Source organism: Pseudarthrobacter sp. PvP004 (assembly GCF_017876035.1).
In the GTDB taxonomy this organism is placed as follows: domain Bacteria; phylum Actinomycetota; class Actinomycetes; order Actinomycetales; family Micrococcaceae; genus Arthrobacter; species Arthrobacter aurescens_A.
On record NZ_JAGINL010000001.1, the window covers coordinates 3,689,627 to 3,713,447 of the forward strand.

At 62.9% G+C, this 23,821-nt stretch carries 24 protein-coding genes and 1 pseudogene; 11 read left to right on the forward strand and 14 right to left on the reverse strand.

Annotated elements, in window-relative coordinates; all coding sequences use genetic code 11:
* Positions 1-178: 178 nt before the first annotated feature.
* Entirely contained in the window at positions 179-1,696 is a 1,518-nt protein-coding gene (locus J3A64_RS16650) for an HNH endonuclease signature motif containing protein (protein ID WP_210064981.1), read from the forward strand.
* Positions 1,697-1,730: 34 nt separating this feature from the next.
* Here J3A64_RS16650 and J3A64_RS16655 read toward each other — a convergent pair whose 3' ends face one another.
* The 4 genes and pseudogenes from J3A64_RS16655 to J3A64_RS16670 all read right to left on the reverse strand — a co-directional run bounded on the left by J3A64_RS16655 (position 1,731) and on the right by J3A64_RS16670 (position 5,729).
* Positions 1,731-2,066, reverse strand: a complete 336-nt coding sequence (locus tag J3A64_RS16655) for a hypothetical protein (RefSeq protein WP_011773078.1) — start codon at positions 2,064-2,066, stop codon at positions 1,731-1,733.
* Positions 2,067-2,184: 118 nt separating this feature from the next.
* Positions 2,185-3,303: a hypothetical protein gene (locus J3A64_RS16660; RefSeq protein ID WP_210064983.1), complete on the reverse strand. Its 1,119-nt coding sequence runs from the start codon at positions 3,301-3,303 to the stop codon at positions 2,185-2,187.
* A gap of 607 nt (positions 3,304-3,910) precedes the next feature.
* Positions 3,911-4,912: a LysM peptidoglycan-binding domain-containing protein gene (locus J3A64_RS16665; RefSeq protein WP_210064984.1), complete on the reverse strand. Its 1,002-nt coding sequence runs from the start codon at positions 4,910-4,912 to the stop codon at positions 3,911-3,913.
* 62 nt (positions 4,913-4,974) lie between these two features.
* Positions 4,975-5,729, reverse strand: a pseudogene (locus J3A64_RS16670) (class I SAM-dependent methyltransferase).
* Positions 5,730-5,791: 62 nt separating this feature from the next.
* Between J3A64_RS16670 and J3A64_RS16675 the strand changes: the two are divergent.
* From J3A64_RS16675 to J3A64_RS16685, 3 genes are all read left to right on the forward strand, one after another.
* A complete protein-coding gene (locus tag J3A64_RS16675; RefSeq protein ID WP_011773075.1) occupies positions 5,792-6,247 on the forward strand; it encodes a MarR family winged helix-turn-helix transcriptional regulator in 456 nt (151 codons plus the stop codon).
* An 88-nt stretch (positions 6,248-6,335) separates the two neighbouring features.
* Entirely contained in the window at positions 6,336-7,808 is a 1,473-nt protein-coding gene (locus J3A64_RS16680) for an MFS transporter (RefSeq protein WP_210064985.1), read from the forward strand.
* Positions 7,809-8,004: 196 nt separating this feature from the next.
* On the forward strand, positions 8,005-8,358 hold the full coding sequence (locus J3A64_RS16685; protein ID WP_011773074.1) for a hypothetical protein: 354 nt from the start codon (positions 8,005-8,007) through the stop codon (positions 8,356-8,358).
* Positions 8,359-8,423: 65 nt separating this feature from the next.
* Here the strand turns inward: J3A64_RS16685 and J3A64_RS16690 are convergent, their stop codons facing one another.
* The 4 genes from J3A64_RS16690 to J3A64_RS16705 all read right to left on the reverse strand — a co-directional run bounded on the left by J3A64_RS16690 (position 8,424) and on the right by J3A64_RS16705 (position 13,374).
* Positions 8,424-10,778 (reverse strand): glycoside hydrolase family 65 protein, encoded by a 2,355-nt coding sequence (locus J3A64_RS16690; protein ID WP_210064986.1) that lies wholly within the window; start codon positions 10,776-10,778, stop codon positions 8,424-8,426.
* Between the two features lie 31 nt (positions 10,779-10,809).
* Positions 10,810-11,541 (reverse strand): HAD family phosphatase, encoded by a 732-nt coding sequence (locus J3A64_RS16695; protein WP_014920478.1) that lies wholly within the window; start codon positions 11,539-11,541, stop codon positions 10,810-10,812.
* Between the two features lie 8 nt (positions 11,542-11,549).
* Positions 11,550-12,551 carry a LacI family DNA-binding transcriptional regulator gene (locus J3A64_RS16700; protein ID WP_238324466.1) on the reverse strand — a complete coding sequence of 334 codons (1,002 nt, stop codon included), beginning with the start codon at positions 12,549-12,551 and terminating at the stop codon, positions 11,550-11,552.
* A gap of 205 nt (positions 12,552-12,756) precedes the next feature.
* Complete coding sequence (locus tag J3A64_RS16705) at positions 12,757-13,374, reverse strand: alpha/beta hydrolase (protein ID WP_210066211.1); 618 nt, start codon at positions 13,372-13,374, stop codon at positions 12,757-12,759.
* A gap of 83 nt (positions 13,375-13,457) precedes the next feature.
* Between J3A64_RS16705 and J3A64_RS16710 the strand changes: the two genes are divergently transcribed.
* Complete coding sequence (locus J3A64_RS16710; protein WP_011773070.1) at positions 13,458-13,904, forward strand: helix-turn-helix transcriptional regulator; 447 nt, start codon at positions 13,458-13,460, stop codon at positions 13,902-13,904.
* Positions 13,905-13,923: 19 nt separating this feature from the next.
* Entirely contained in the window at positions 13,924-14,325 is a 402-nt protein-coding gene (locus J3A64_RS16715) for a VOC family protein (protein ID WP_011773069.1), read from the forward strand.
* A 42-nt stretch (positions 14,326-14,367) separates the two neighbouring features.
* Here the strand turns inward: J3A64_RS16715 and J3A64_RS16720 are convergent, their stop codons facing one another.
* The 3 genes from J3A64_RS16720 to J3A64_RS16730 all read right to left on the reverse strand — a co-directional run bounded on the left by J3A64_RS16720 (position 14,368) and on the right by J3A64_RS16730 (position 16,998).
* A complete protein-coding gene (locus J3A64_RS16720; protein WP_210064987.1) occupies positions 14,368-15,513 on the reverse strand; it encodes a glutamate--cysteine ligase in 1,146 nt (381 codons plus the stop codon).
* Between the two features lie 32 nt (positions 15,514-15,545).
* Positions 15,546-16,004, reverse strand: coding sequence for a hypothetical protein (locus tag J3A64_RS16725; protein WP_043469641.1), 459 nt, complete (start codon positions 16,002-16,004; stop codon positions 15,546-15,548).
* 220 nt (positions 16,005-16,224) lie between these two features.
* Positions 16,225-16,998 (reverse strand): GAF and ANTAR domain-containing protein, encoded by a 774-nt coding sequence (locus J3A64_RS16730; protein WP_011773067.1) that lies wholly within the window; start codon positions 16,996-16,998, stop codon positions 16,225-16,227.
* Between the two features lie 176 nt (positions 16,999-17,174).
* Here J3A64_RS16730 and J3A64_RS16735 point away from each other — a divergent pair, with 176 nt between their 5' ends.
* Positions 17,175-17,606 (forward strand): hypothetical protein, encoded by a 432-nt coding sequence (locus tag J3A64_RS16735; protein WP_043469638.1) that lies wholly within the window; start codon positions 17,175-17,177, stop codon positions 17,604-17,606.
* 263 nt (positions 17,607-17,869) lie between these two features.
* Here J3A64_RS16735 and J3A64_RS16740 read toward each other — a convergent pair whose 3' ends face one another.
* The gene (locus J3A64_RS16740; protein ID WP_162486102.1) at positions 17,870-18,079 is read right to left on the reverse strand and encodes a hypothetical protein; all 210 of its coding nucleotides are present in this window, start codon (positions 18,077-18,079) and stop codon (positions 17,870-17,872) included.
* Positions 18,080-18,341: 262 nt separating this feature from the next.
* Between J3A64_RS16740 and J3A64_RS16745 the strand changes: the two genes are divergently transcribed.
* From J3A64_RS16745 to J3A64_RS16760, 4 genes are all read left to right on the forward strand, one after another.
* Entirely contained in the window at positions 18,342-19,133 is a 792-nt protein-coding gene (locus J3A64_RS16745) for a DeoR/GlpR family DNA-binding transcription regulator (protein WP_011773064.1), read from the forward strand.
* Positions 19,130-20,122, forward strand: coding sequence for a 1-phosphofructokinase family hexose kinase (locus J3A64_RS16750; RefSeq protein ID WP_011773063.1), 993 nt, complete (start codon positions 19,130-19,132; stop codon positions 20,120-20,122). Before J3A64_RS16745 ends, J3A64_RS16750 begins: the two co-directional genes overlap by 4 nt.
* Entirely contained in the window at positions 20,119-22,152 is a 2,034-nt protein-coding gene (locus J3A64_RS16755; RefSeq protein WP_210064988.1) for a fructose-specific PTS transporter subunit EIIC, read from the forward strand. The genes J3A64_RS16750 and J3A64_RS16755 overlap by 4 nt, the downstream gene beginning before the upstream one ends.
* Positions 22,153-22,226: 74 nt before the next feature.
* Positions 22,227-22,502, forward strand: a complete 276-nt coding sequence (locus tag J3A64_RS16760; protein WP_210064989.1) for an HPr family phosphocarrier protein — start codon at positions 22,227-22,229, stop codon at positions 22,500-22,502.
* A gap of 81 nt (positions 22,503-22,583) precedes the next feature.
* Here the strand turns inward: J3A64_RS16760 and J3A64_RS16765 are convergent, their stop codons facing one another.
* A complete protein-coding gene (locus J3A64_RS16765; RefSeq protein ID WP_011773060.1) occupies positions 22,584-23,171 on the reverse strand; it encodes a TetR/AcrR family transcriptional regulator in 588 nt (195 codons plus the stop codon).
* A gap of 6 nt (positions 23,172-23,177) precedes the next feature.
* Positions 23,178-23,735: a hypothetical protein gene (locus J3A64_RS16770; RefSeq protein WP_210064991.1), complete on the reverse strand. Its 558-nt coding sequence runs from the start codon at positions 23,733-23,735 to the stop codon at positions 23,178-23,180.
* Between the last annotated feature and the right edge of the window lie 86 nt (positions 23,736-23,821).

Consider the following 23,821-nt stretch of genomic DNA (forward strand, 5'->3'; position numbering starts at 1 on the left):
ATCCCTCGCCCCCGCACCCGGGGCGGGACAAGCGCAACCGCCGAGGGGCGACGTCTCGGCTCTTTGCGACGCCCCAGTGGGCTCAAGGGGATGGACTCTCTGGCCTTGTGCGGGCTGGTTTTCCACATAGGGAAGTTGGGGCCTGATGGTGCTGGCTGTGGGCTGGAAGAGTTGAGACATGCAGCCGATTCGAGCCACTCAAACGCCGTCAGGTGATGCGTTCGATCGCGCCTCGGAACCTCTACCCGGCGACTCCACGCCCCCTTCTTCAGGGCCTCCATCTGCTTATTCAGCGCCCCGGGTTTCTGACCTCTTTGCGCTCCTTGGCTCTGTCTCTCTGGGCGACTCCAGTACCGAGCTGATTGACCAGCTCCGCGGATTGGAGGACCTGAAGTCCGCCATCACCGGCCTCCAGGCCCGGATCGCTGTGGCCTTTGACCTCGCCCAGCGCAGGGAACAGGAGACCGCCGGCGTTCCCGCGTCCGAACGCGGGCAGGGTGTCGGGGCGCAGGTGGCGTTGGCGCGGCGTGAGTCCCCAAACAAGGGTTCCCGGCTGTTGGGGTTGGCGAAAGCGTTGGTGTTGGAGATGCCGCGGACCTTGGCCGCGTTGGAGTCGGGCCAGCTCAATGAGTGGCGTGCCACGCTCCTGGTGAAGGAAACCGCGTGTTTGTCTGTGGAGGACCGGTGCGCAGTAGATGAGGAACTCGCACCCGACACCGGGACCTTTGAAGGGAAAGGCGATCGGGCAATCATCGCCTCTGCCAAGGCTGCCGCGTATCGTCGTGATCCCCGCTCGGTAGCCCAACGGGCCAGTCACGCAGCCACCGAACGAACAGTGAGTCTGCGACCCGCGCCGGACACCATGACCTACCTGACCGCCCTCCTGCCAGTCGCCCAAGGCGTGGCTGCATATGCTGCGTTGACCCGGGCCGCTGACTCGGCCCGATCCAACGGCGACTCCCGTTCCCGCGGCCAGGTCATGGCGGACGCCTTGGTCGAACGCGTTACCGGAACCCCCGGCGGGATCTCCGGGATCAACCTGGACGTCGTCATGACCGACCGGACGCTCTTCCAGGGCGACAGTGAACCAGCCCGGCTTAAGGGTTACGGAATCGTCCCGGCTGAGTGGGCCAGAACCCTACTTGTGGAACTTCAAGCAGTCGAAGCAAGTGGTTTGGCGACCGGCCAAGAAGGCGCATCAGATCCTGACTGTGACTTCAAAGTGTGGCTGCGCCGCTTCTATACGGCACCCGGGACGGGTGAGCTCCTGAGCATGGACTCCAAAGCTCGACTCTTCCCCACACGACTCCGGCGTTTCATCGAAGCTCGGGACGACACCTGCCGCACCCCCTACTGCGACGCGCCCATCCGCCACATCGACCACGTCGTCACCTGGCACTCCGGCGGAACCACCACCTTGACCAACGGGGCAGGGCTCTGCGAAGCCTGCAACCACACCAAAGAAAACCTCGGATGGACTGCAAAGCCGCTCAACGACGACGTCCACACATTCGAACTCCGCACGCCCACAGGCCATTCCTATAAATCCAAGGCGCCACAATTACCCGGATGTCACACCGCTCAGGGACGCGAGCGCGGTGATCATTTGTCACAGACGACGGTGGCGGCGGCCGCAGCAACGCCCGCCAACTGGGGATCACCTCAGCAGGAAAGCCGAGATCTCACCCGAATCTAGGTGCGAACTGGAGAAAGGAAGAGCTCAGCAGCACCTACGGCGTGCAGGCGTCCTTCAGTGCCTGAACTGACTCGGCCGGCACTTCGTCTCCTGCTTCGGCGATCTGGTTCAACGGCGTCGTAATTTCTGCGGGGACACCGGCAGCTCCGGCTGCCGAGACCAGGCCGGCAAGTAGTTGCTTGTCCTGAACGCTGACCAAGCCGTCCTGGACCACAGCGCAGACCTGCTTGGTCACCTCGTCGGCGGCCGCAGTGGCCACCTTCGATGCGGCGTCGCTGGCTGCGTTGGTAGCTGCTTCCTCCACGGCTCCGCAGCCGACGAGCAGCAACAAAAGGGGGACGGCGGACAGTGCTGCAAGTCGACGAGTCATGATCCCAGACTAGCAATCACTGGCCGGCCCACTGACGCGCTAGTTGGAAAGGTGCCGCGGTGCTCCCAGGGTTGTGCCGGCAGCGCACGGTGCAACCACCGGCACAGCATGGGAGGACCTAACCGGCAATGAGCTCCTTGATCGGGCCTTCGTGCAGGGCAAGGTAGACATCATCCCGGATCTGGTTGGCCTGCCGGTCCGTCATGGTCCGCGTGAGAGGACGCATCACCACCCGGATCAGGGCGTTGGACTGCCCCTCGCGGATGCGGAGCCGTTCTTGCGCTGCCGGGGGAAGCGACCCGCAGGGAGTCAGGGCCAGCAGTTCCACGCTTTCAAGGTCCTCGGCCCGGTCTCCCAGCGCAGTCCGGACCCTGTCGCCAAGCAACTCAGCATCCAAGTCTTCCCCAACCACAATCGAGAGATCCCGGCTGATGGAAGGCATCGGGGAGACCGGCTCCCAAGGTTTCAGGTCCATCATCTGTTGTTGAATTCGTGGGTCCGCGGACCTCAGCAACCTGATGTCGGGGATGCCTTTGCGTAGCATCAACGCGCGGTCCAGGCCCATCCCGAGGGCCAGCCCTGACCAGCTCCCGGGCTCCAAACCAGCGTCCAGGAAAAGTTTCGGCGACATCAGCCCACACTCCGCGAGTTCCAACCATTCGCCGTCCATACGGACATCGATCTGAAGGCCGCGGTGAGTGTAGGGATGGACAGCCGGAACTGCCCTCCAGTCCGCGCCCGGAAGCACAGCTGTCACAAGGGCCTCGACCATATCCTGCAAGTGGCGCGGGCTCAGAGCCGTGCGGGAACTGACCCTCCACAGGTCCACTTGATGGGGTGTCCCAACGTGGGTGCGGTCAATGGAATCACGGCGGTAGACCAAGCCTGGGATGGCCCAGAGCTCGTCGATAGACTCTTCAGGATCCAGACCACGCAACAGCGACGGGATGGACGCTGAGGTGTGGCTGCGCAGCATGACGGTGGGGCTGATGTAGCGGGAGTATCTTTGGTCGCGCGTGACGTCTGCTGGACTGAAACCCAGCCGATCGTAGTTGTCCGCAACGCTGACCAAGGGACTGTGGCGGATGGTCCGAGCCGTCACGTCCCCTTTGTCGCGCAGGGCACGCACCACGTCCCGCAAGAGTAACTGCATGGCGTGGGGGCGGTGATCAGGATTGGAGAGGTCCCTGACCTTCAGGGCGTTGTGAAGCTCGTCCGGGCTTAAATACGTAGGCATAGCTGGTCCTTCAGTGTGGAATGAGTGGGTTTTCCTCCCCCGACTCACTCCGCGCCAGGACCTAGGCGCGCGCCAATAAGCCCTCGCGACCGGAGACCGGTCGGGGGCAAGTAAATCGGCGCATGGAGAGCATGGGCCGACTATACCCCCGCGCAGGGCTCCGGCACAGGCACGTGGAAACTTCGCAGTGCTTGGTAACTAAGGATTGCGTGCTAATTACGGGTTGCTCGGAATCCGTGAAACATCCGCCTCGCATCGTAGAGCCAGGCCTGAAGAGTCGGAAGAGAGCGCACAGTCTCCTTCAATCGCCGCGTCCGGGTCATTTATCTGCAGTTGCCGTCGCCGCTCGTAAAAGGGGCCTCGGTAGGGCGTTAGGATGTCCGCCCCATAGGTCTGGGTAGCCACCAGCACATGTTGTCCATCAGGAGCTGTGTATGCGGAATAGTTCCAGACCGAAGCTAATAGGCACAACAAGAAAGCTCCGGTTAACCAGCAGAGTGTCGCACCAGCAAGGGACAGGCCGAGCAGTATTTTGGGGCCTCGCCTCACCCAAACACAGAACCGCGAGGATCAAGGCGGCCAGGCCCCACCGTTTTCGCAACCCGGGCTACCGGTTGATTGGCTGGTTCAGGGCGAGGCTGATGGTCTGGCCCGGTACCAACTCCCCCGTGGGGGGATCGGTGATTTCATACCAAGTCCCGCCGGTCCCCGTGAGCGGTCTGTTCGCGGAACGAATGTCAACCAGGCTGAAGCGGAACGAGACCTGTCGCTCCGTGTCTCCTGCCGCCGTCGTGTAGCTCAGTGGTATGCCGTCAGCGTCGGCTGTAAAGGTGCCCCGGGCGCCGTCGATGGGCAGCTCGCCGGGGATCAACCGCACTTTGGTGCCAGCGGGGATGGGCGTTCCAGCCGATAGGGATGGGTTGTACATCAGCAGTTGCTCAGTGGTGGAGCGGAATTTATAGCCGAGGCTGTCGAAGGAATCGCCGTCGACAGTTGTGTAGAAGATCGGCTGCCCGAAGGAGTTGTTGACCGTTGCGCCGGTGCCGGACCTGCTGTCTACAGGGTTTTTCTGCAACTGGATGAGGTGCCCGGAGCGGATGAAGTAGGTGTTCCCTTGCTCGTGCACGTACGGGACTTTGTTCGCTTCCGCCAACTGATTTTCAGTGATTCCAAACCGGTAAGTGATTCCGGCCAGAGTGTCGTCGTCCACAACCTGGTAGCTGGTAGGGATGCCGGCCGCGTCTTCAGTCGCTGGCCCCTTGGCACCGATTGCGGGCCCCGGCGCCGGGATCAGACGCAGTTTGGTGCCTGGCTCCAGGGTTGCGCCGGCAAGGAGGCCGTTGAATTGCGCGAGCTTCGCTGCGGAGAGCTCAAATGTGTCGGCAACTTCCGCCAAAGTGTCGCCGTCCACAGTGGTGTAAAAGTCCACATTTCCGAATGAATCGGTGACCTTGGCACCGCTGAGGGACGCTTTTTCGACGGCGGCAGGAACCGTAGGCGCGCTGGTCGCCGGAGGTAACGGGTCGGGTGAGGCGTCATTGGACGTGCAGGCAACGAGCCCTGCGGACACCACCACTGTGAGCAGGACGGATCGAACTGCAAACTTCATTACTTCCCCCAAAAGCTACGCGTCACCGCAAGCGCAAGTACCAACAAACTTTCTTGAAGACCCTAGCGTTCAATGAGCCGGTACACCGAGACGTGGCTCCGGGACTCGGCGGTGAACTCGCTGCGGTCCCAGTCCCCCACCTGGATTCGAGCTCGAATCCGGCCAACCGTGCCATGAGATCGAGCTCGCTAGGCCAGATGTAGCGGTGCGGCGTCCGCCCCACCCGCGCCTCGCGCCCGTCCGTAAGCTCCGGGCCGAAGTGCACGTGATGTGAGATGACGTGTTGGCGCAGCACATCGTAGGTGTCCACCAGGAGATATCCGGGTTGAGCCACCTCCACAGTTCCGCCGTGTCCGGGCGGCAGCGAACGCAGTTGCGGCACCCAGAGCTCAATGACGAAGCGTCCGCCAGGTATCAGGTGCCGGGCAGCGTTCTCGAAGCACCGGATTTGCTCTTCCTGGGTAAGGAGATTGGCGATGGTGTTGAACACGAGGAAAGCCAAAGAGAAATTCTCGCCGGCCCGGGCCCCGGTCATGTCGCCCTGCACCACGGGGATCCGGTCCTCGCCCACCTTTTCACGAAGACGCGCGATCATCGCGTGGGACAGCTCGATCCCACTGACCGGTATCCCGGCTTCCGAAAGGGGGATGGCCACGCGACCGGTACCGATCGCGAATTCGACGGCGGAACCTCCCTTGGCGAGCCCGGACAGGACCTCGACTGTGGGGCCCAGGACCTCGGGAGAGAACATCCCCTCACCAGGAGTGTCGTACTGGCCGGCGGCTTCGTCGTCCCAGAGCTGTTGCTGGTTGATCATCCTTCCACTATTGCAGCCGGGTACCTGCGGCCCGGTGAGGCGACCCCACCTATGCTTGACGGATGGGAGAAAAGCCAGTGGACCATGTGGCGTTGGCCGTCTGCATGATCGATATCTCGTCCGACATTCGGCGTAAGTCGCTCAACGAGACCGGCTTGCGCCCCATTTCGAACGGTGTGCTGGAAATTCTCCGCGTCGTTGAGAGCCACCCCGGAGTCACTGTTGCCGAGGTGGCCGCGCGTTTGGGTCGGCAACTGAGCAACGTGAGCGTCCAGCTGCGCGAGCTCGTGGCGGCCGGATTGGTCACGCGGGTCAAGGATGTTGCAGACAAGCGATACGTTTCCCTCCACCCCACGGACGAATCCAAGCGCATCAAGTCGCTCCTGGAAGGAGCATGGGCTGACGCGCTGACGAAGGCCAGCGATCGGCTGCTCCCCGAAGAGCGTGAAAAAATCGCGGCCAGCCTGCCCGCCCTGGAGCGGTTGGCTTCGTTCCTTGCGGAGCCGGAACACCACTAAGACACACATCACGTCCCCACGGCTTACGCCCATCTTTCAAAGTACTTATACTTTTATAAGTATTACTACTTTCAAGAATGGGTGACGCGTGGCATCACAACTGCTCGAATCGGTGGGCAACAAAGTCCAACCAAGCCAACACAACAAGAAGGGCATCGGCTGGCGGGCCCTCCCCTTCCTGGCCTTGGCTCAGTTCATGGTTGTCCTGGACGGCACCATCGTGAACCTGGCACTCCCCCGCCTCCAGATCGAGATGGGCATCAGCGACTCCACCCGGGCCTGGGTGGTCACCGCCTACGCCTTGGTCTTCGGCGCTTTCCTGCTTCTGGGTGGCCGAATCTCGGACTTCTGGGGGCGTAAAAGGACTTTCATCACGGCCTCCGCGGGCTTCGCTGTCGCCTCCCTGATCGGTGGACTGGCGCAGCAGCCATGGGAACTGCTTGGGGCACGTGCGCTGCAGGGCATCTTCGCAGCGCTGCTCGCACCGGCGGCGCTCGCGCTCCTCACGGTTGCCTTCCCTGGCGGCAAGGACCGCGGCACGGCGTTCGCCATCTTCGGCTCCATCAGCGGGGTGGGTGCGGCGGCAGGAGTTTTGCTGGGCGGCTTCCTCACCGAGTTCGTCTCGTGGCGGTGGTGCTTCTTCGTCAACGTCCCCATCGCCATCATCGCGCTCATCGGCGTTTGGACTTTGGTGAGCGAAAGCAAAGCCGGAGGCTCCACCAAATACGACTGGCCCGGCGTCGTTCTTGCCGCGCTGGGCCTCGGCTCCTTGGTTTACGGCTTCGCAAACGCCGAGCACGGCTGGGGCGCGATCGAATCGTGGGGCTTCATCGCCACAGGTGCCCTGCTGCTGGTACTTTTCGTCGCCGTCGAACGCAAGGTAAAGAACCCGCTGCTGCCGTTGCGCGTCGCTACAGAACGCAACCGTGCAGCAGCCTTCCTGGCATCATTCCTGGCCGGAGCGGTGTTGATCGGCGGGATCCTGTTCATCAACTTCTATCTGCAAATCGTCCTGGGCTTCGCGCCGTTCGCCGCCGGAATCGCGTCGCTGCCCATGACGGTGGTGCTGATCATCACCGCCGGCCTCGTTGCGAAGAACCTGCCCAGGTTGGGCGCCAGAATCCCCAGCGCGCTGGGACCTGTCTTCATGGCGGCAGCCACGCTGTGGCTCACCCAAGTCACCCCCGACGGCAGCTACCCAATCAACGTGCTGCCTGCGCTGGTGCTTATGGGCGTCGGGCTGGGAATGGTCTTCGTTCCCATGCAAAACCTGGCACTGTTCGGCGTGGACAAGGACGATTCCGGCGTCGCCAGCGCGCTGGTCAACGCTTCACAACAGATCGGCGGCTCGTTGGGCATCGCACTGTTCAGCGCTATCGCGGCAGCAGCTACCGCCGTCGGCGGTGGGACACTGGCCGCACTGACATCGGGCTACTCACTGGTGTTCCTGTGGGCCGCAGTCGTGGCGATATTGATCGCCCCCATCGCGCTCCTCCTGATCCGAATCGACCGCAAGACGTTCAGCGGGACGGGCGACACTCCGCACATCCACCTGGGTTAGCCAGAGCAAGGCGCCGCCACCCGATCAGGGTGACGGCGCCTTTGCGCTGCAGCATTAGCTGTCGCTGGGAGCCGGAGTTCAGGACGACGACGGCGGACGGCTTACGTAACCATTGGCGTGAGGTAACTCACATTCTGTAAGCTAAATTCAAAGTCACGCAGCCGGCTTCCCTCGCACCACGTTTGGCAGGTCCCCAATGGCCCCCAATTCACTCAAGGCCGAGATTCTCCTGGCCCATGGCGTCGCACCCTCCGCGGCCTCCGTTGCTCGACGAAGAGCAGCCGAGAACCATGGCCACCATCGCGTTGCCAATAAACCCGATGCTCTCCTGGGAGCCATCGCCGTCAGGCAGCTCTTCCACCGCTGGCCGTTGGTGCCCTCCCGCGAACTGGAACGCATCCGCCACGTGCTCATCCACTGCGACCAGCTGGGCTCTCCGGATACTCATCACTTGTCGGAACCGGCCCAAGCGTTGTTGGACCTCATCAACGGTGAGTTGGACCGTCGCGCCGTAGCCAAAACCCGGCAGGAAACCGCCAGCAGCAACTGACTACGGAATGACCGCTACCACGTCGATCTCCAAGCTCGGGGCACCGGGCCTCGCGTCAACCGGCGCTACCGGATGATCGGAAGGCCTGCCGTCGGGAAGACGCTGGGGAAGATCGACGGCGGCGGGACGGGTACGGTCTCCAGCGGCACGGCGACAGTCTCCGCACCAACGGTGACGTCGTAACCCCGCACATCAATTCGAAGCGGCTCCTGGCTGTAATCCGCTTCGGGCACCAGCGTCAGGGCAATGGAACCCTGTGCCAGATCCACAGCCAACAAGCGTCCCTGCACCTTGAGCCGGAAGGACAGGCCTTCCCATTCAACAGGCAGGCGCGGATCGAAGCGCAGCACCTCACCTTGGTCCCGCATGCCTGCGAAACCGCACACCAAAGAGCTCCAAATACCGCCCGTGGAGGCGATGTGGACGCCGTCGATGGTGTTGCCGTGGGAGTTGTCGAGGTCGATGAAGAGTGCCTCGGTGAAGTGCTGCAGCGCGACGTCCCCATAGCCGACTTCGGCCGCCATGATGCCCTGAACGCAGGCGGACAGGGTGGAGTCGCCGGTGGTGATGGGATCGTAGAAATCGAAGGCGCGCTGCTTCTCCTCCGCAGTGAAGTCCTGCCACTGCAGGAACATGGCCAGTACGGTGTCAGCCTGCTTGAGGACCTGGTGCCGGTAGATCACCAGGGGGTGGAAGTTCAGCAGCAACGGGTACTTGGACTTGGGCGTGTTCCAGTCCCAAGGCTCCAGGGTCATGAAGTCGTTGTCCTGGCTGAACACCTGCAGGTGCGGATCGTACGGAAGGGACATCCGCTCGGCCGCTTGCCGCCACACCATGCGCTCGGTTTCGGCGACCCCCTCGTGTTCCAGCGCAGCGGCGGCCCGCAGATTGAAGCGCGCCATGACGTTGGTATAGAGGTTGTCGTTGACCACGGCCGTGTACTCGTCCGGGCCGGTGACGCCGTGGATGTGGAACATTCCGTCCTTGCCGAAGAAGCCCAGCGACGCCCACATGCGTGCTGTTTCTATCAACAGGTCGGCGCCCAGTTCGCCGCGGAAGGTGTCATCGCCGCTGGCCCACTGGTATCGGTTGGCTGCGAAGGCGATGGCCGCCGCAATGTGGAACTGGGCAGTGCCGGCAGCGTAGTAGGCACTCGCTTCGAGGCCGTTGATGGTCCGCCACGGGAACAGCGCACCGTCCACGCTGAGCTCCTTGGCCCGGACGCGCGCGTCCGGCAGCATCGCGTGCCGCGATTCCAGCACCTTACGCGCCCCGCAAGGATTGGTGTAGGTCAGGTAAGGCAGGAGGTAGACCTCCTGGTCCCAAAAGTAATGGCCCTCGTAACCGGAACCACTCACACCCTTGGCCGGGATACCCGCAACGCCCGCCCGGGCAGTGGCTTGTGCCAACTGGAACAACCCCCAGCGCACCGCCTGCTGCATCTCCGGCTGACCACCAATTGAGATGTCCGCCGTGGTCCAGTATTCGGCGTAGTGGGCCTTGCTCTGGTCCAGGATGTCGGAGAAGGACACCAGGTTCGCTTCGGCTTCGGCCGCAAGGCTTTCACCACGGTCTTCGGCGTCAGAGGAGCCGGCAACCAGGTAGCTGACCGACTTCTCCAAACGGAAAGTGTCGCCGTCGTGAATGGCCAAAACGTAACGGACAGAGGACTCGTCCTCCGCCACCAAAGTCTCGAACGGCTGGCCTTCGGCGGAAATCCAGTGGTCCACGGCCATGGCGACGCGCTGGCGGGACTCAGAGGTCTCCCATGCGAGGCGAAGTGAGCCGTCGGCGCCTTGGAGGTGCAGCGGCAGCAGGACACGCCCGGCGTGCCGGCCTGAGCGGCGGGGATCGTGGACCGAGTGGTCCTCCACAGGCTGGTCCTGGCGGTTCACGACGCCGGAGGTGATGTCCGCGGACACGTCGCGGTCAGCTGTCAGCGACAGTTCCAGGCCAAGACATCCGCGGGAATCGAAGCCCACGGCGCGGCGCTCTACCGTGGAGACGGTAGCGCCCGAACGGCAGGCCCAGGTGATGCTTTCCTCGTAGACGCCTGTGGAGAAGTCCACGCTGCGGTTGTAGTCCAGCACCGTGGATTCGGCCAGGCTCAGCGCCTCACCGTCAATGGAAACGGTGAAGTTGTTGGCATCCGGCACGTAAACGATCCGCTGGCCCGTCCGGGCAAAACCGTAGGCATTTTCGGCGTGCTTGATGTCCCAAATCTCGTGGAAACCATTGATGAACGTGCCGGGAAGTTCGCCGTCCCCGGCTGTTGAATGCGAGCCACGAATACCAAGGTGGCCGTTGCCAAGCGCGAACAGCGTTTCCAGCGTTCCCTCGTCACCGGGGACGTGGATATTCTCCACGAGCTTCCAGGGCTCGCAGGGGAAGCGAAGCCGATCGGAGCTGATGAGTGCCATGGGCTGTTGAAGTCCTTCGTAAAAAGTAGGGTCAGAGAAGATCGTTGAGGTCGTCGACCACCAGCGTGGCACCGGCGTCGAGCAGGGTCTGCCGGCCCGCTCCGCGGTCCACGCCGATCACGGCATAAAAGGCGGCACCCGCACCGGCTTGAACGCCGGATACTGCATCCTCAACCACGATGCATTCCTCCACCGGCACGCCCAACAGGCCTGCCCCATAGACGTAGGTGGCCGGGTCCGGTTTACCGGGAAGTCCGACGCCGGCAGCAACCTGGCCGTCCACCACCACCTCGAAGTGGTGGTCGAGCCCGGCGGCCTTCAGTACCGCAGGCGCATTACGTGAAGAGGACACGACAGCCACCTTGAGACCCAGCTCCACTGCGGCGTTGATGAACTTGACCGAACCTTCATAAGGCTCAACGCCGCGTGAGTTCACGATCTCGTTGAAAATCGCGTTCTTGCGGTTGCCCAGGCCTTGCACGGTCTCATTGTCCGGGTGGTCATGGACCGGCCCCTCGGGCAGCGTGATGCCGCGTGACGTCAGGAAATCGCGGACGCCGTCGAAGCGAGGCTTGCCATCAATGTGATCGAAGTAGTCGCTCTCTTGGTATCCCTGTGGGTGGCCTGTGCCGGCCAGGTAGCCGTCGAAAAGTTCCTGCCAGGCCTGCTCATGCACCACGGCCGTGGGCGTCAGCACGCCGTCGAGGTCGAACAACAGCGCCGAGGCGCCGGTCCAGGCATTACGAAGATCAGTCATGTGCATTGTTCCGTTCAGCGCTTGTGGCGCGTGGTCTTGCGTTCGATGAGCTTGGTATCGAGCAGGTGGTTGGAGGGTTGGTGGGGGGATTCAGTATTCAGCAGGCGTTCACACAGCAGGTTCGCTGCGAAGGCGCCTTGGTCGGCAACGGGTTGCGCCACGGTGCTCAGGCCAAGGAACCAGCTCATGGGGTGATCGTCTATACCGATCACGGACACGTTCTTGGGCACGGAAAGGCCGTGCTCGCGCAGCGCCATCAGGGCACCGAACGCGGCCTCGTCACAGTGGGCGAACACTGCTGTGGGCCTCCCGCCGCGGGTCATGAGTTCGGTCATTGCCCGCCTGCCGTCGTCGATGCTTGGCCCGGCTCCCACCACAAGGTCCGGGTGGACGGTGAGGTGGTGTTCATCCAGTGCACGCCTGAAGCCACGGAACCGTGGAGTCTCAGTCACAACGGAGTGTTCATTGCTCGAGAGAACGGCCAAGTCCCAATGGCCCAGCCCCAGCAGGTGTTGGGTAGCCTGCCAGGCCGCGTGTTCGTCATCGATACCTACATTGTCCCACGGAACATTTCGCATGCCCACGCTGGCTACTGCGAGCCCGCAGGCTTCCAACGCTTCCACCTCATTGGGGGCGAGGTCAATATTGAGCAGGAGCAGCCCGTCCACTCTTTGCGCAAGGTTTCCAAGGTCCGCAAAGAACTGCTGCCTCACGCTGGCCTTGTTACGCAGGCTGATCAGGACGGTGTCGTAACCACTGTCGCCGAAGACTTCTTCTGCCGCTTCCACGGCTTGGGCGAAGAACCAGGCGGTGGCTGTGGGGGCGACGATGGCCACCAGACCCGTGCTGCCGCCCGCCAGCCTGGACGCCGCGGCTGAGGCTTTATAGCCAAGTTTGCTGGCGGCTTCCGCCACCTGTCGCTGTGCCTTTTCGGAAACGTTGGGGAGCTTCCTAAGGGCCCGCGACACCGTGCAAATGGACAATCCGGAGAGGACGGCTACGTCCTGGATTGTCACCCTGTGAGTCCTAACCATGCAACACGGCCTCAACCCTTTCCATCCTCGCCTGACGCTTTGGCGTGCGACCCGAACCGGGTCACCAGCCAAAAGTGTAAGCGCTTACAATTTTGTCATTCAATAGAGTGCAGTCGAATGCGAAATTGTGACGCGAATCTCCCCAAGAGATTGCTTCCGGGCGGCAAATGCCTTCTAATCCCGGGACTTAACCCAGCACGTAGTACTTCAGGAACGCGCTGACATCCACCAATTCGGGCGCCTCGATCCTGTGGCCCATCCCCGGATAGGTCCTCGCCGTCAGGGCAACATTGGCGTTCAACCACTCCTCGGTGTGAGCTATGGCGTCCTCGTTGATCACAGGATCGGCCTTGTCCCGCCCCCAAAAGAAGGGTGGCGGCGAGTCGAAGGACTCGCTGAGGGCCAAGAGATCGTTGTCCAGGACGAACCCGGAGAGGCCCACGGTTGCTTTGAAGGCGTGGGGCCGCAGGCGGAGGAGCGTGCTGGCCATGGCCATGCCCTGCGAATAACCCAGCAGGCTGACGCTGCTGTGGTTGTCCTTGACGGAGTTGATCCAGCTGAACACCGAATTGGTGGATGCGATGACATCCGCGAAGTCGTTGGTCAGGAAGTAGTCCAGCAGGAACCAGCCGTAGTGGTCCCCAATGGCTTTGGGGCCGCGAAGCGCCGCACAGCTGAACTCGCCGGGAAGGTGAGGGAACAGGTCAACCATGCGCTGCTCGCTGGTGCCATACCCGTGCATCATTACCAGCAACGGCGTGCCCTTGCGCTGGTTTTCGGGCTTCGACCACACCACTGATTCCATGGGCACGAGCCTAGTAGACTGCGCTGGCCCTAGTAGACTGCGCTGGCCCTAGTAGACTGCGCTGGCCCTAGTAGACTGTGCCCATGACTCCGCAGGAACTGGCCAACCTGGCCCATCTGCGGCGCGCCCGCGACTTCATCGATCGCGAATATGCGCGTCCCTTGGATGTGCCCACCATGGCTGCCGGCGCCCTGATGTCCCCCGCGCATTTTTCCCGCCAGTTCAAGGCCGCCTACGGAGAATCTCCATACAACTACCTCATGACACGGCGCATCGAGCGGGCCATGGCCCTGCTCCGCGCGGGAACCAGCGTCACCGATGCCTGCATGGAAGTCGGCTGTACCTCGTTGGGCTCGTTCAGCACGCGTTTCACCGAAATCGTGGGAATCAACCCCAGCGAGTACCGCGCCCGGGAGCACCACGCCGTGAAGGCCATGCCCAACTGCATCGCGAAGCAGCACACGCGCCCTGAAAGAAACGGCAAGTCCCCGCAAAACCTGAGCAGGATTGAAGAAGCGCCCGCGTCATAGCTGCAATAGCGTGTGATTCATGAACATTTCACTGAAATATGCACACGTCACTGTCAACGATGTTGATGAGTCGCTCGCCTTCTACCGGGACGCCTTGGGTTTTGACGTCCGGAACGACGTCGGCTCAGATGGCCAGCGCTGGGTCACTATCGGCAGCGATGCCCAGCCTGATCTTGAGCTGGTCCTTTCCCCGCCGCACGCCGGCCGCTCCCAGGCCGACGGCGACGCCATCCAGGAACTCCTCACCAAGGGCGTCATGCCCATGCTGGTGTTCACCACGGACGATCTGGACGCCACCTTCGAAAAGCTCCGCGCGTCCGGCGCCGAAGTACTGCAGGAACCGATCGACCAGCCATGGGGCCCACGCGACTGCGCCTTCCGTGACCCCTCCGGCAACATGATCCGCATCAACCAGGGCTGAGTTTTCCCTGTTGAGCGATGTTCCGACGCCTGCCGATTGTTGTCAGCGACTCAAGAGGCCGGCGTCGGAGCGTTCGCCGTAGTTGTGTGTGGAGGCAATGGCGGTGGAAACGACGTCGGACAACCGGAACCGCCGGCCGTAAGCCTGCCGCTGCAGCCGCTCGCCGGTTCCGCGCCGGAGGATATTCGCCACTCCGGTCCGCGCGAGTGCCAGGTCCCCTGATTCCGTTAGGGCGCGGCGGATGTGCCGGAGCAGGGCGCCCGCCACGTCTGCGGCGGCAAAGGGCGCCTGCTCCAGCGGGTGCAGCAGTTGGTTGGTGACGCCGAAACGGCTGGCTTTCCAGTTGGCCATGCGGATCACAGGCGTCATGACGCCCGACGGCGGTTCCCCCTTGCGCCATTCGCTAGCCGACGTTTCCACAAGGGCACGTGCGAGGATCGCAATGGTGAGGGCGTCTTCGGCGTAGAGGCAGACGTCGGCGATCCGGACTTCTACGGTTGGATGCCCCCTGGACAGGCGCGCGTCGAAGTAGATCATGCCCTCGTCCAGTGGAACTCCGGTTCCCAGCAGTTCTGAAAGCACCTGCCTGTAGCCGTCTGCCGAGCCGAACACATCCATGGGACCTGCTGTGGGCCATCTGTTCCAGATCTGGGTCCTGTAACTGGCAAACCCTGTGTCGGCGCCCATCCAGAACGGGGAGTTGGCGCTCAAAGCCAGAAGAACCGGCAACCAATGTCGCATCCGGTCCAGCACGGCAACGCCTTCCTCCGGTGACTCGATGGACACATGCACGTGGAAGCCGCACGTGAGTTGCTCCCGGGAGATCAGGCCAAATTCCGTACCCATCGCGGCATAGCGCTGGTTGCCCGCGGTGGGCGTGGCATGGAAGACCGGCGGAGTGGCCAAAGCAGCAACCCGCGCCCCTACGGCCCGGGCCGCAGAGTCAGCCAACGCCCGCCCGGCACGAATCTCGGCACGGAGTTCTTTGGCGGTGCGGCACGGAAGCGAGTTGACCTCAATCTGTTCCTGCTTGAACTCCGACTTCAGGGACGGCCCGGCATCGGAGCTGTTGTCCGTTTCGGAGGAGCCAGCCACATCCAGAATTCCGGAGGCGAGCGCCAAGGGCATGCCATCTACTGGATCGGCAATCAGCAGTTCCTCTTCGACGCCGAATGTACGCACAGCCACCCTCCCCACGATGAGTTATTTAGAGACGGCGGTTATCCAACGTGGCGCGGAACCTCCATTTGGAAACCGCAGCGGCAGTGGAGCACCTGCGTTTGCAGGTACACCTCAAGGAGGCTGGGGCTGTCCGGATCGTCAGTGGTCCGGGGCGCCTCAATGACGCGTTCCGTGGGGCGTCCCAACGTCATGGGATCACCACAGTGGGTGCAGCTGAACCAGAGCCCGGCGGCAGAGGTGGCCAGAAATTCGCTCTGAATCGCAGGCACCAAGGCACTCAGGCGGACTGCGTGGGCGTAAAAGGTATCGCATTCGCTACAGGTGTAGCTGACCTCGACGATCTCCGACTGATTCGGCGTGGCTTCCACGACCGTCTCCACAAAAATGTACGAATCAGTGTCGCATACGGTGCACCAAGGGCGCGCTCCGGTATCGACAGTTGCAGGCGCCCGCCCGCTTGCAGGTTTCGGGGCGGGAATCGGGGATCCAAGCGTCATTGCTGTTCTCCTTTTGTTCCTTCAAGGAGCCTGCATGGCGGCACGCTATGAGCCGGCCGAAAGGGGCCACGGCTAGAAAGGTGCAGTTCTTGGACCATCTCGGATGGCTCCAACTCATGAGGCTCCAAGGGCTATCTGCTTAACCCATGTATGAATGTAGTTCATGAGTGGCGGCCGTCACAAGTGAGGGAGTTGCGGTGGATTCCTTGCCAGCGCGGGCCTAGGGCTCAAAATGGGCTACAGGAGCCTGCTTCGCCACGCTGGTGACGAGCGACTCCGCGACTTCCCGGAGCTTCTGGTTGCGGGTGCTGGACGCCTTCTTGAGAATCTGGAAGGCCTCTTCCTGGGTGCACCGGTTTTGCCCCATGATGATCCCACAGGCGAGGTCAATGACCGTCCTGGACTGCATTGCGTCTTGCAGGTCATCGGCGTGCTGCTGCTTCACGCCAATCCGCACCGCCAACCGGAGAGAGCGTTCGGCCTGGCTGGCGTAGAGCTCGCAGTTCCTGATAGTCGCTTCGTCGTAAACGTTGGGCTGCGGCGCGAAGAAGTTAAGCGCCGCCGTGGCTCCTTCATCCAGTTCCAAGGGAACGCAAAGCGCGGAAAGATGACCGCGGTCCGCAATGACTGAACAGTACTCGGACCACCTCTCCTCCGTGGAAGTGTCAGGAACGTGCACCGTCCCGTGGCTGCGCATGGCCTCCAAGCAAGGACCATCCCCGTACGCCTGCTGAACTTCGTCGATCAGCCTGGCCTCATGGGTGCTTCCAGCCACCGTGGCAGTACGGCGCCGCCGGCTCAGGGTGATGCCGCAGAGCACGTCCAAGCCCACTGCTTCAGAGACGGCCGCCGCCGAGAACTTAGCAAGCTCGTCCAGAAATCCAGCTACATCCTCGCTGTCAACAACAAGATCCTGCAGCTGCTCCGGCACCGAAACAACGTCCGGCGCTGAAGCGGCATCAGGCAGCGCTAATTCAACGTTAATTTCGTCCATGCCTCATTTTACGATCGTCCGGGTGCGGCTTGTCACCGTCTCAGAAAGAGCGACGGAATCCTTGCATCTCCCGTGCACCTATGTGCACAATCTAGCTACAGTCCCCATCACAGGACCAGGCTTTTCAGCTCATGCAGACGGGCGTCCCTCATTTTTTGATGCCGAGGTACAGATCCATGCCGGCCCAGCCAGCCTCCAGAGTCCCGGACGAAGCCCATCAGCCCCCTGATGAACCGCTATGGTGCTCGCGCTGCAACACCGACCAGCACCTTCTGGTGAACTCGATCCAGTCGCATTACCCGCCCGCTCCCAACATGGTGGACGTTGCGTACGAGTGCCATGCCTGCAGGTACTCCTATGAGCATGTCGCCTCTGTGCGGCGAGTGGCCGCGGTTCTGAACCGCCCGGGCGTCCCTCAAGGAGTTCTGCAGTTCGGCGGCCAGTACCTTCACTGCGGTGAACCCATGAAGACCAAGAGCTGCGAGCTCCGCAGGATCCAGGCACCGCTGGTATTGACTCCTGGAGCGCAGCTACGGATGTACGAGGTACTCATCAATACACGCATCCTCGGATGTCACTGCGGTTTCCGCATGGAAATCCCGGATTGAGGTTTGGGGACGCCATGAGGAGCTACACCATCAGTTCTGGAGCTACCGGGAGGGACAGCATGCACGCAGAATCGCAACGAAAAGATCCTTTGACCACGGGTGGAAAGCTGAGGTCGGCCGGCAAGCGCAGCCTTCCGGATCCACCAGATCCGGACAACCTGCCCATCGACTACCCGGGTTCGGGGTGGGATTCCAGCAGATATCCCGCCACTGTTCCCGGAAGCCTCCGGCCGCAACATTCCGCTCACCGACGGAGCGCACGATCATGAGCGGATTCCCGCCGGACCCGTCACACCCTGATCCAACCCGCGAGCCGGGTCCCACGCCTGAGCCCGTTCCGTTGCCGGAACCAGGACCGCCGCCCGTTCCGGACCCCACGCCCGGGCCCGAACCCGGACCGGGACCCGCAGTTCCCACGCCCCCGCCAGGGCCTGGAACGACAGGGGAACCACCCGGGATTCTGACGTAGTCATCGCCGGGTCACTTCGCTCCACAGACCGGATCCCATAAATCCCCCAGTCGGGATCCGCACGAGGGCATGCCGCGCTACAGGGAGCGCGGCATGCCCTTTTTCGTGCCTGACAACCCTCCTCATCGCCTGCGGATCTTTGTTTATGTTGATTTCTCTTGACTTACCAACATAAACAAAGATAGAGTCAAGCAATTCCACATCGTTGTGACAGCAGTCACTGATGTGGCCGCCTTGAAAGTCGCCTTGACCGCAATGGAGGGTTAGTGTTCGCCGAAGAACGCCAGCAACTGATCTCCGCACTCGTCGCAGAGCGCGGACGGGTGAGCGTCACTGACCTCGCCGACCGTTTCAGCATCACCACTGAGACCATTCGCCGCGACCTCGCAGCCCTTGAGGGCTCCGGGAACCTGAGGCGCGTCCACGGCGGCGCCGTCCCCTCGGATCGCTTCAGCACACGCGAAGAGAGCATCCTTGAGCGCGCCGTCCAACGCCAAGTTGAAAAACTCCGCATCGCTCATGCAGCCCTCGCCCTGATCCCCCAGCTCACCGCAGGCAGCATCCTGCTGGACGCGGGCTCCACCACGGAAACCCTCGCGGACCTGTTGGCCCAACAGACACCATCGCGTAACGGAAACGATGAGCTCGTGGTCATCACCCACGCCATCCCCATCGCCGGCAAGCTCTCCTCCACTCAAGGCATAGCACTCCAGATCCTCGGAGGCCGCGTCCGCGGACTGACGCAGGCCGCCGTCGGGCAGTCCACAGTGGAAGCGGCCCACAAACTTCGCCCGGACATCGCCTTCGTCGGCGCCAACGGCATCCATGCAACGTTCGGGCTCAGCACACCCGATCCCGAGGAAGCCGCAGTCAAGGCCGCGTTCGTCACGTCAGCCCGCCGCGTGGTGGCCCTTGCCGATTCTTCCAAGCTGGACGCCGAAACACTGGTCCAGTTCGCCACCCTGAAGGATGTTGACACCTTGATTACAGACATCGAACCCTCTGCGGAGCTCGCAGCAGCCCTGGCCGACGCCGGCGTGGATTTGGTGATCGCATGATCGTCACCTTGACCGCCAACCCCAGCCTGGACCGCACGGTTGAGCTTCCCGGCGCTTTAGCCCGGGGCGAGGTGCAGCGCGCCGTGGCCGTGCACCAGGAATCTGGTGGCAAGGGGGTCAACGTTTCACGCGCGCTCGTGGCCTCCGGCCTCGAAACCCTGGCTGTTCTTCCGGGCGCCGATTCGGACCCGGTCCTTTCAGGGCTGCACGACGGCGGTGTGCCGTTCGCGGCGCTGCCCATCGGTCAGGCGCTGCGCAGCAATGTCACACTCACCGAACCGGACGGCGTCACCACCAAGATCAACGAACCCGGTCCGGAACTGAGCGATGACCAGCAGGACGCCCTGATCGGGCTGCTGCTGGAACGCTCCCGTGGGGCCAGCTGGGTGGTTCTCGCCGGATCACTCCCACCAGGAGTACCCGCGGACTTCTACGCCACCATCGCTCGTCGACTCCGGTCGAACTCGGACGGTACGGCCACCCCAAGCATCGCCATCGACTCCTCCGGGGCGCCGCTCGCGGCCGCTTTGGTAGGCGATGCCTCGGGAAAACCGGACCTCCTCAAGCCGAACGCGGAAGAGCTCGCCGAGCTTGCCGCCGCCGCCGGTTTCACCAACGTCTCCACAGCTGACGAACTGGAAGCAGATCCGGCCAAAGCCGCTGAAGCCGCTGCCGCCGTCGTCGCCAGCGGTGTAGGCGCCGTCCTCGCAACACTCGGGTCCAAGGGAGCAATCCTGGTGACGGCAGACGGAGCATGGCTCGCCACGCATCCGCCCATCAGAGCCGTCAGCACGGTAGGCGCCGGGGACTCTGCATTGGCCGGCTACTTGCTGGCCGCAACCCAAGGTGGCTCCGCACAGGACTGCCTTCGTCAAGCCGTGGCACATGGTGCCGCTGCTGCTTCGCTGCCGGGCTCCACTGTCCCGGCAGTCCACCAGACAACCCCCGATGCCGTAACCATCACGGCCCTCCAGAAGGACTCACAGTGACCCAGCTGATCACACCCCAATTGGTCACCCTCGACCAAAACCTGGGCGACTCCCCCGCCGACGTCATCCGCGTCCTGGCTGGCAAAGTTGCCGCCTCGGGCCGCGCCTCCGAGGTTGAAGGTCTCTTTGCCGACGCCTTCGCACGAGAGCAGAAGACCGCAACCGGCGTCCCCGGCGGCATCGCAATCCCGCATTGCCGCTCCGGTGCTGTCCAGGAGCCTGCCTTGGCCATGGCCCGCCTCTCCCACAAGGTGGACTTCGGCGCCAAGGACGGTCCTGCCGACCTCATCTTCTTCATCGCAGCCCCGGACGGCGCAGACCAGGAGCACCTGAAGCTGCTCTCCAAGCTGGCCCGCTCGCTGATCAAAAAGGACTTCACTGCAGCACTGCGTGCGGCTGCAACTGAGCAGGACATTGTGGACCTCGTGGATGGTGCGCTGGCTGATAAGCCGGCTGCTGCTACCGCTTCTGCCGCAGCACCCGCAGAGGCTGCACCGGCCGCTGCCGCCGCCAGCACGACGACGACTGCCGCACCCAAGCGCATCGTGGCCGTCACCGCTTGCCCAACGGGCATTGCACACACGTATATGGCTGCCGACTCGCTGGTAGCCGCGGCCCAAGAGATGGGCGTGGACCTCCAGGTGGAGACCCAAGGTTCCTCGGGCGCAAAGCCCTTGGACCCGGCAGTGATTGCGGCCGCTGACGCTGTGATCTTCGCCGTCGACGTTGACGTTCGCGGCAAGGAGCGCTTCGCCGGCAAGCCGGTCATCAACGCTCCGGTCAAGCGCGGCATCGACGAGCCAACCAAGATGGTCCAGGAAGCACTGGCAGCCGCGGATGACCCGCACGCGCGCCGTGTTCCGCACTTTGGTGCCGAAGAGCAAGCTGAGCGGGCCGAGGAGGAGAAGGGCGAGCACATCGGCCAGAAGCTGAAGCGCGCACTCCTCACCGGCGTCAGCTACATGATTCCGTTCGTGGCTGGCGGCGGTCTGCTGATTGCCCTTGGATTCCTGCTGGGCGGCTACGAAATCACTGAGGTTGCGGACAAGGTGGTGTTGGAGAACAACTTCGGCAACCTGCCTGAAGGCGGGCTCGCCATTTACCTCGGCGCGGTCCTGTTCAAGATCGGTGCCCTGTCCATGGGCTTCCTCGTTCCGGCGCTTGCCGGCTACATCGCCTACGCCATCGCCGACCGGCCGGGCATTGCCCCCGGCTTCGTTGCCGGCGCAGTATCAGGCTTCATGGGTGCCGGTTTCCTCGGCGGCATTGTTGGCGGTCTTCTGGCCGGCTACATCGCGCATCTGATCGGGACGTGGCAGGTACCCCGCTGGCTCCGCGGCTTGATGCCGGTTGTGATCATCCCGCTGCTGGCCTCCATCGTCGCTTCGGGCCTGATGTTCCTGGTCCTGGGCGGTCCCATCGCCGGCCTCACCGTGGCTCTCAACAACTGGCTCACGGGCATGAGCGGTGCCTCCGCCGTAGTCCTCGGCATCATCCTTGGCCTCATGATGTGCTTCGACCTCGGCGGCCCGGTCAACAAGGTTGCGTACGCCTTCGCAGTGGCTGGCCTGAGCGCCGGCAGCGCTGACAACCAGGCACCGTGGCTCATCATGGGCACCGTCATGGCCGCGGGCATGGTTCCGCCGCTGGCCATGGCCCTTGCAACCGTCCTGAACAAGAAGCTCTTCAGCCTCGCAGAGCGCGAAAACGGCAAGGCCGCCTGGTTGCTGGGCGCCTCCTTCATCTCAGAAGGCGCCATCCCCTTCGCCGCAGCCGACCCGCTGCGCGTCATCCCGGCCAGCATGGTGGGCGGCGCACTGACAGGCGCCCTCTGCATGGCTACCGGGGTCACCTCCCAGGCCCCCCACGGTGGTCTCTTCGTCTTCTTCGCCATTGGCAACCTGCCAATGTTCATCATCGCCATCGTCGCCGGAATGGTGGTCAGCGCGCTGGCCGTCATCGCCCTGAAGCGCTTTGCAGTCAAGAAGCCGGTCGAAGCCGAAGCCGCCCCGGCAACCGTCAGCGTCTAGCCTCTCAGGTCAAACGTCTAGACTTCCCACAAAGCCACCTCCCTCACCGCCACCCTTCATAAAAAGGAGCACCAATGCCAGTACGTACAGCAACCATTGCAAGCCGTGTGGGCCTCCACGCCCGCCCGGCAGCCATCTTCGCGGAGGCAGCCGGAGACCTGGACATCGACGTCACCATCGCACGTCAGGGCGAGCCCGCCGATGACGCCATGGACGCCGCCAGCATCCTGTCCCTCATGAGCCTCGGCGCTTCCCACGGTGACGTCGTGGTGCTGCGTGCCGAAGGTGAAGGCGCCGATGCAGCACTGGACAGCCTGGTGAAGATCCTCGAAACGGACCACGACGCGTAGCAGGGACACGCAAACTCCTTAGGGACGCAGAAAGAGCCTGGCGCCACGCAAATATGGGTGGCGCCAGGCTCTTTCCGTGTCCTACGGACCCGCCAACTCGTCGAGGTGGCGTGCGAGCATGCTGAGCATTGGACTCGTATCCGGCAGTTCCCCGCTCCACAGGCCGTGCATCGCGATTCCATCCAAGAGTGCACGCAGCCGCTGCTCTTCATACTGGGGGTCGCGCCCCTTGGAGAACTGGCCCGCTTCGGTCAAGATCTGAATGGCAGCGCGACACGCGCGATTTACCGCGTCGCTAAGCCTGATGGCAGCAGGGCGAAGCTCGCTGTCGGTCAGCGAAAGGACCCCGAGCTGGACTTGCGCCACCAGTTCCATGCGCCGTTCTTTGTCGAGAGGGAGCAACTGCAGCAGCAACTCATCAACGAGTGCCCGGCCGGCCAGCTCAAGAGCGGCCACCCTGGCGGTGACTCGGTCCTCAATGAGTTGCAGGCAATACTCCCGAAGAGCATGCTGCGTGGCAAACGCCCGGCGCAACGAAGCGGCGGCAATGCCGGCTTCCGCGGCAACCCCGCGCACGGACAGGCCCGCAAGCCCATCACGTTCGAGGACACGTAGAGATGCCTCCGCAATCTCTGCAGTGCGTGCTTCGGCGTCGATTCTTCGGGGCATGGAGTTTCAGTGCGAGGAAGTAGTGGCGGGCACGGGACGGGCGGCCTTTTTTGGCCAGATCGTGTAGCTCACAGCCCAGAGGAAATCGATTGCGAAGATGATTCCCAGAATGCGAAAGAATCCGGAGAGCGCTGAGGTTCGCTCAGCGTCATTGACGAGGAGGATGATCGCGCCCAGGGTCGCGGAGGCGATGACCACCGCCAGGGCTGTAAGAAGTACATCCCGCCAGCACTTGACCGTATAGCGGGCTCCCGTGAGCCGTTCCGGTGCAGGTCCGCCGGCGAATCGATGCTGGAAGTGAGCATCGGCCCAGGCCACCATGCGTTTGCCATAGGCGATGGAGACGCCAATGTAGATCGCTGCCAGTCCGTGCTGCCATGAGGCAGTTCCCCCGCCGAGTAGATCGACGGCCACCAAGGCAAGCAGGACAGCATCGATCACAGGAGCAAGGATCAGGAGAGCCCCACCAAGGCGGGAGCGCCGCAACAAATACCGCGCCGCAAGCCCGGCAAGAATCGCCACCCAGAACGCAACTTCGCACACCACGATTGCTAACAGAATCATTTACGGCCCCCAGACGCTATGCCCCGTCAATCCTTATTAGTACGAGTGTACTCATAAAATTCCCGGGACCGCCTTAAGGCGCATGG

Coding starts and splice junctions, on each gene's coding strand:
- J3A64_RS16695 (WP_014920478.1), bottom strand. CDS start 11,541: ATGCACATGACTGATCTTCGTAATGCCTGGACCGGCGCCTCGGCGCTG.
- J3A64_RS16740 (WP_162486102.1), bottom strand. CDS start 18,079: ATGACTACGTCAGAATCCCGGGTGGTTCCCCTGTCGTTCCAGGCCCTG.
- J3A64_RS16705 (WP_210066211.1), bottom strand. CDS start 13,374: ATGGAATCAGTGGTGTGGTCGAAGCCCGAAAACCAGCGCAAGGGCACG.
- J3A64_RS16710 (WP_011773070.1), top strand. CDS start 13,458: ATGACTCCGCAGGAACTGGCCAACCTGGCCCATCTGCGGCGCGCCCGC.
- J3A64_RS16650 (WP_210064981.1), top strand. CDS start 179: ATGCAGCCGATTCGAGCCACTCAAACGCCGTCAGGTGATGCGTTCGAT.
- J3A64_RS16660 (WP_210064983.1), bottom strand. CDS start 3,303: ATGCCTACGTATTTAAGCCCGGACGAGCTTCACAACGCCCTGAAGGTC.
- J3A64_RS16675 (WP_011773075.1), top strand. CDS start 5,792: ATGGGAGAAAAGCCAGTGGACCATGTGGCGTTGGCCGTCTGCATGATC.
- J3A64_RS16765 (WP_011773060.1), bottom strand. CDS start 23,171: ATGCCCCGAAGAATCGACGCCGAAGCACGCACTGCAGAGATTGCGGAG.
- J3A64_RS16760 (WP_210064989.1), top strand. CDS start 22,227: ATGCCAGTACGTACAGCAACCATTGCAAGCCGTGTGGGCCTCCACGCC.
- J3A64_RS16770 (WP_210064991.1), bottom strand. CDS start 23,735: ATGATTCTGTTAGCAATCGTGGTGTGCGAAGTTGCGTTCTGGGTGGCG.
- J3A64_RS16690 (WP_210064986.1), bottom strand. CDS start 10,778: ATGGCACTCATCAGCTCCGATCGGCTTCGCTTCCCCTGCGAGCCCTGG.
- J3A64_RS16715 (WP_011773069.1), top strand. CDS start 13,924: ATGAACATTTCACTGAAATATGCACACGTCACTGTCAACGATGTTGAT.
- J3A64_RS16665 (WP_210064984.1), bottom strand. CDS start 4,912: ATGAAGTTTGCAGTTCGATCCGTCCTGCTCACAGTGGTGGTGTCCGCA.
- J3A64_RS16735 (WP_043469638.1), top strand. CDS start 17,175: ATGCCGGCCCAGCCAGCCTCCAGAGTCCCGGACGAAGCCCATCAGCCC.
- J3A64_RS16725 (WP_043469641.1), bottom strand. CDS start 16,004: ATGACGCTTGGATCCCCGATTCCCGCCCCGAAACCTGCAAGCGGGCGG.
- J3A64_RS16685 (WP_011773074.1), top strand. CDS start 8,005: ATGGCCCCCAATTCACTCAAGGCCGAGATTCTCCTGGCCCATGGCGTC.
- J3A64_RS16730 (WP_011773067.1), bottom strand. CDS start 16,998: ATGGACGAAATTAACGTTGAATTAGCGCTGCCTGATGCCGCTTCAGCG.
- J3A64_RS16750 (WP_011773063.1), top strand. CDS start 19,130: ATGATCGTCACCTTGACCGCCAACCCCAGCCTGGACCGCACGGTTGAG.
- J3A64_RS16655 (WP_011773078.1), bottom strand. CDS start 2,066: ATGACTCGTCGACTTGCAGCACTGTCCGCCGTCCCCCTTTTGTTGCTG.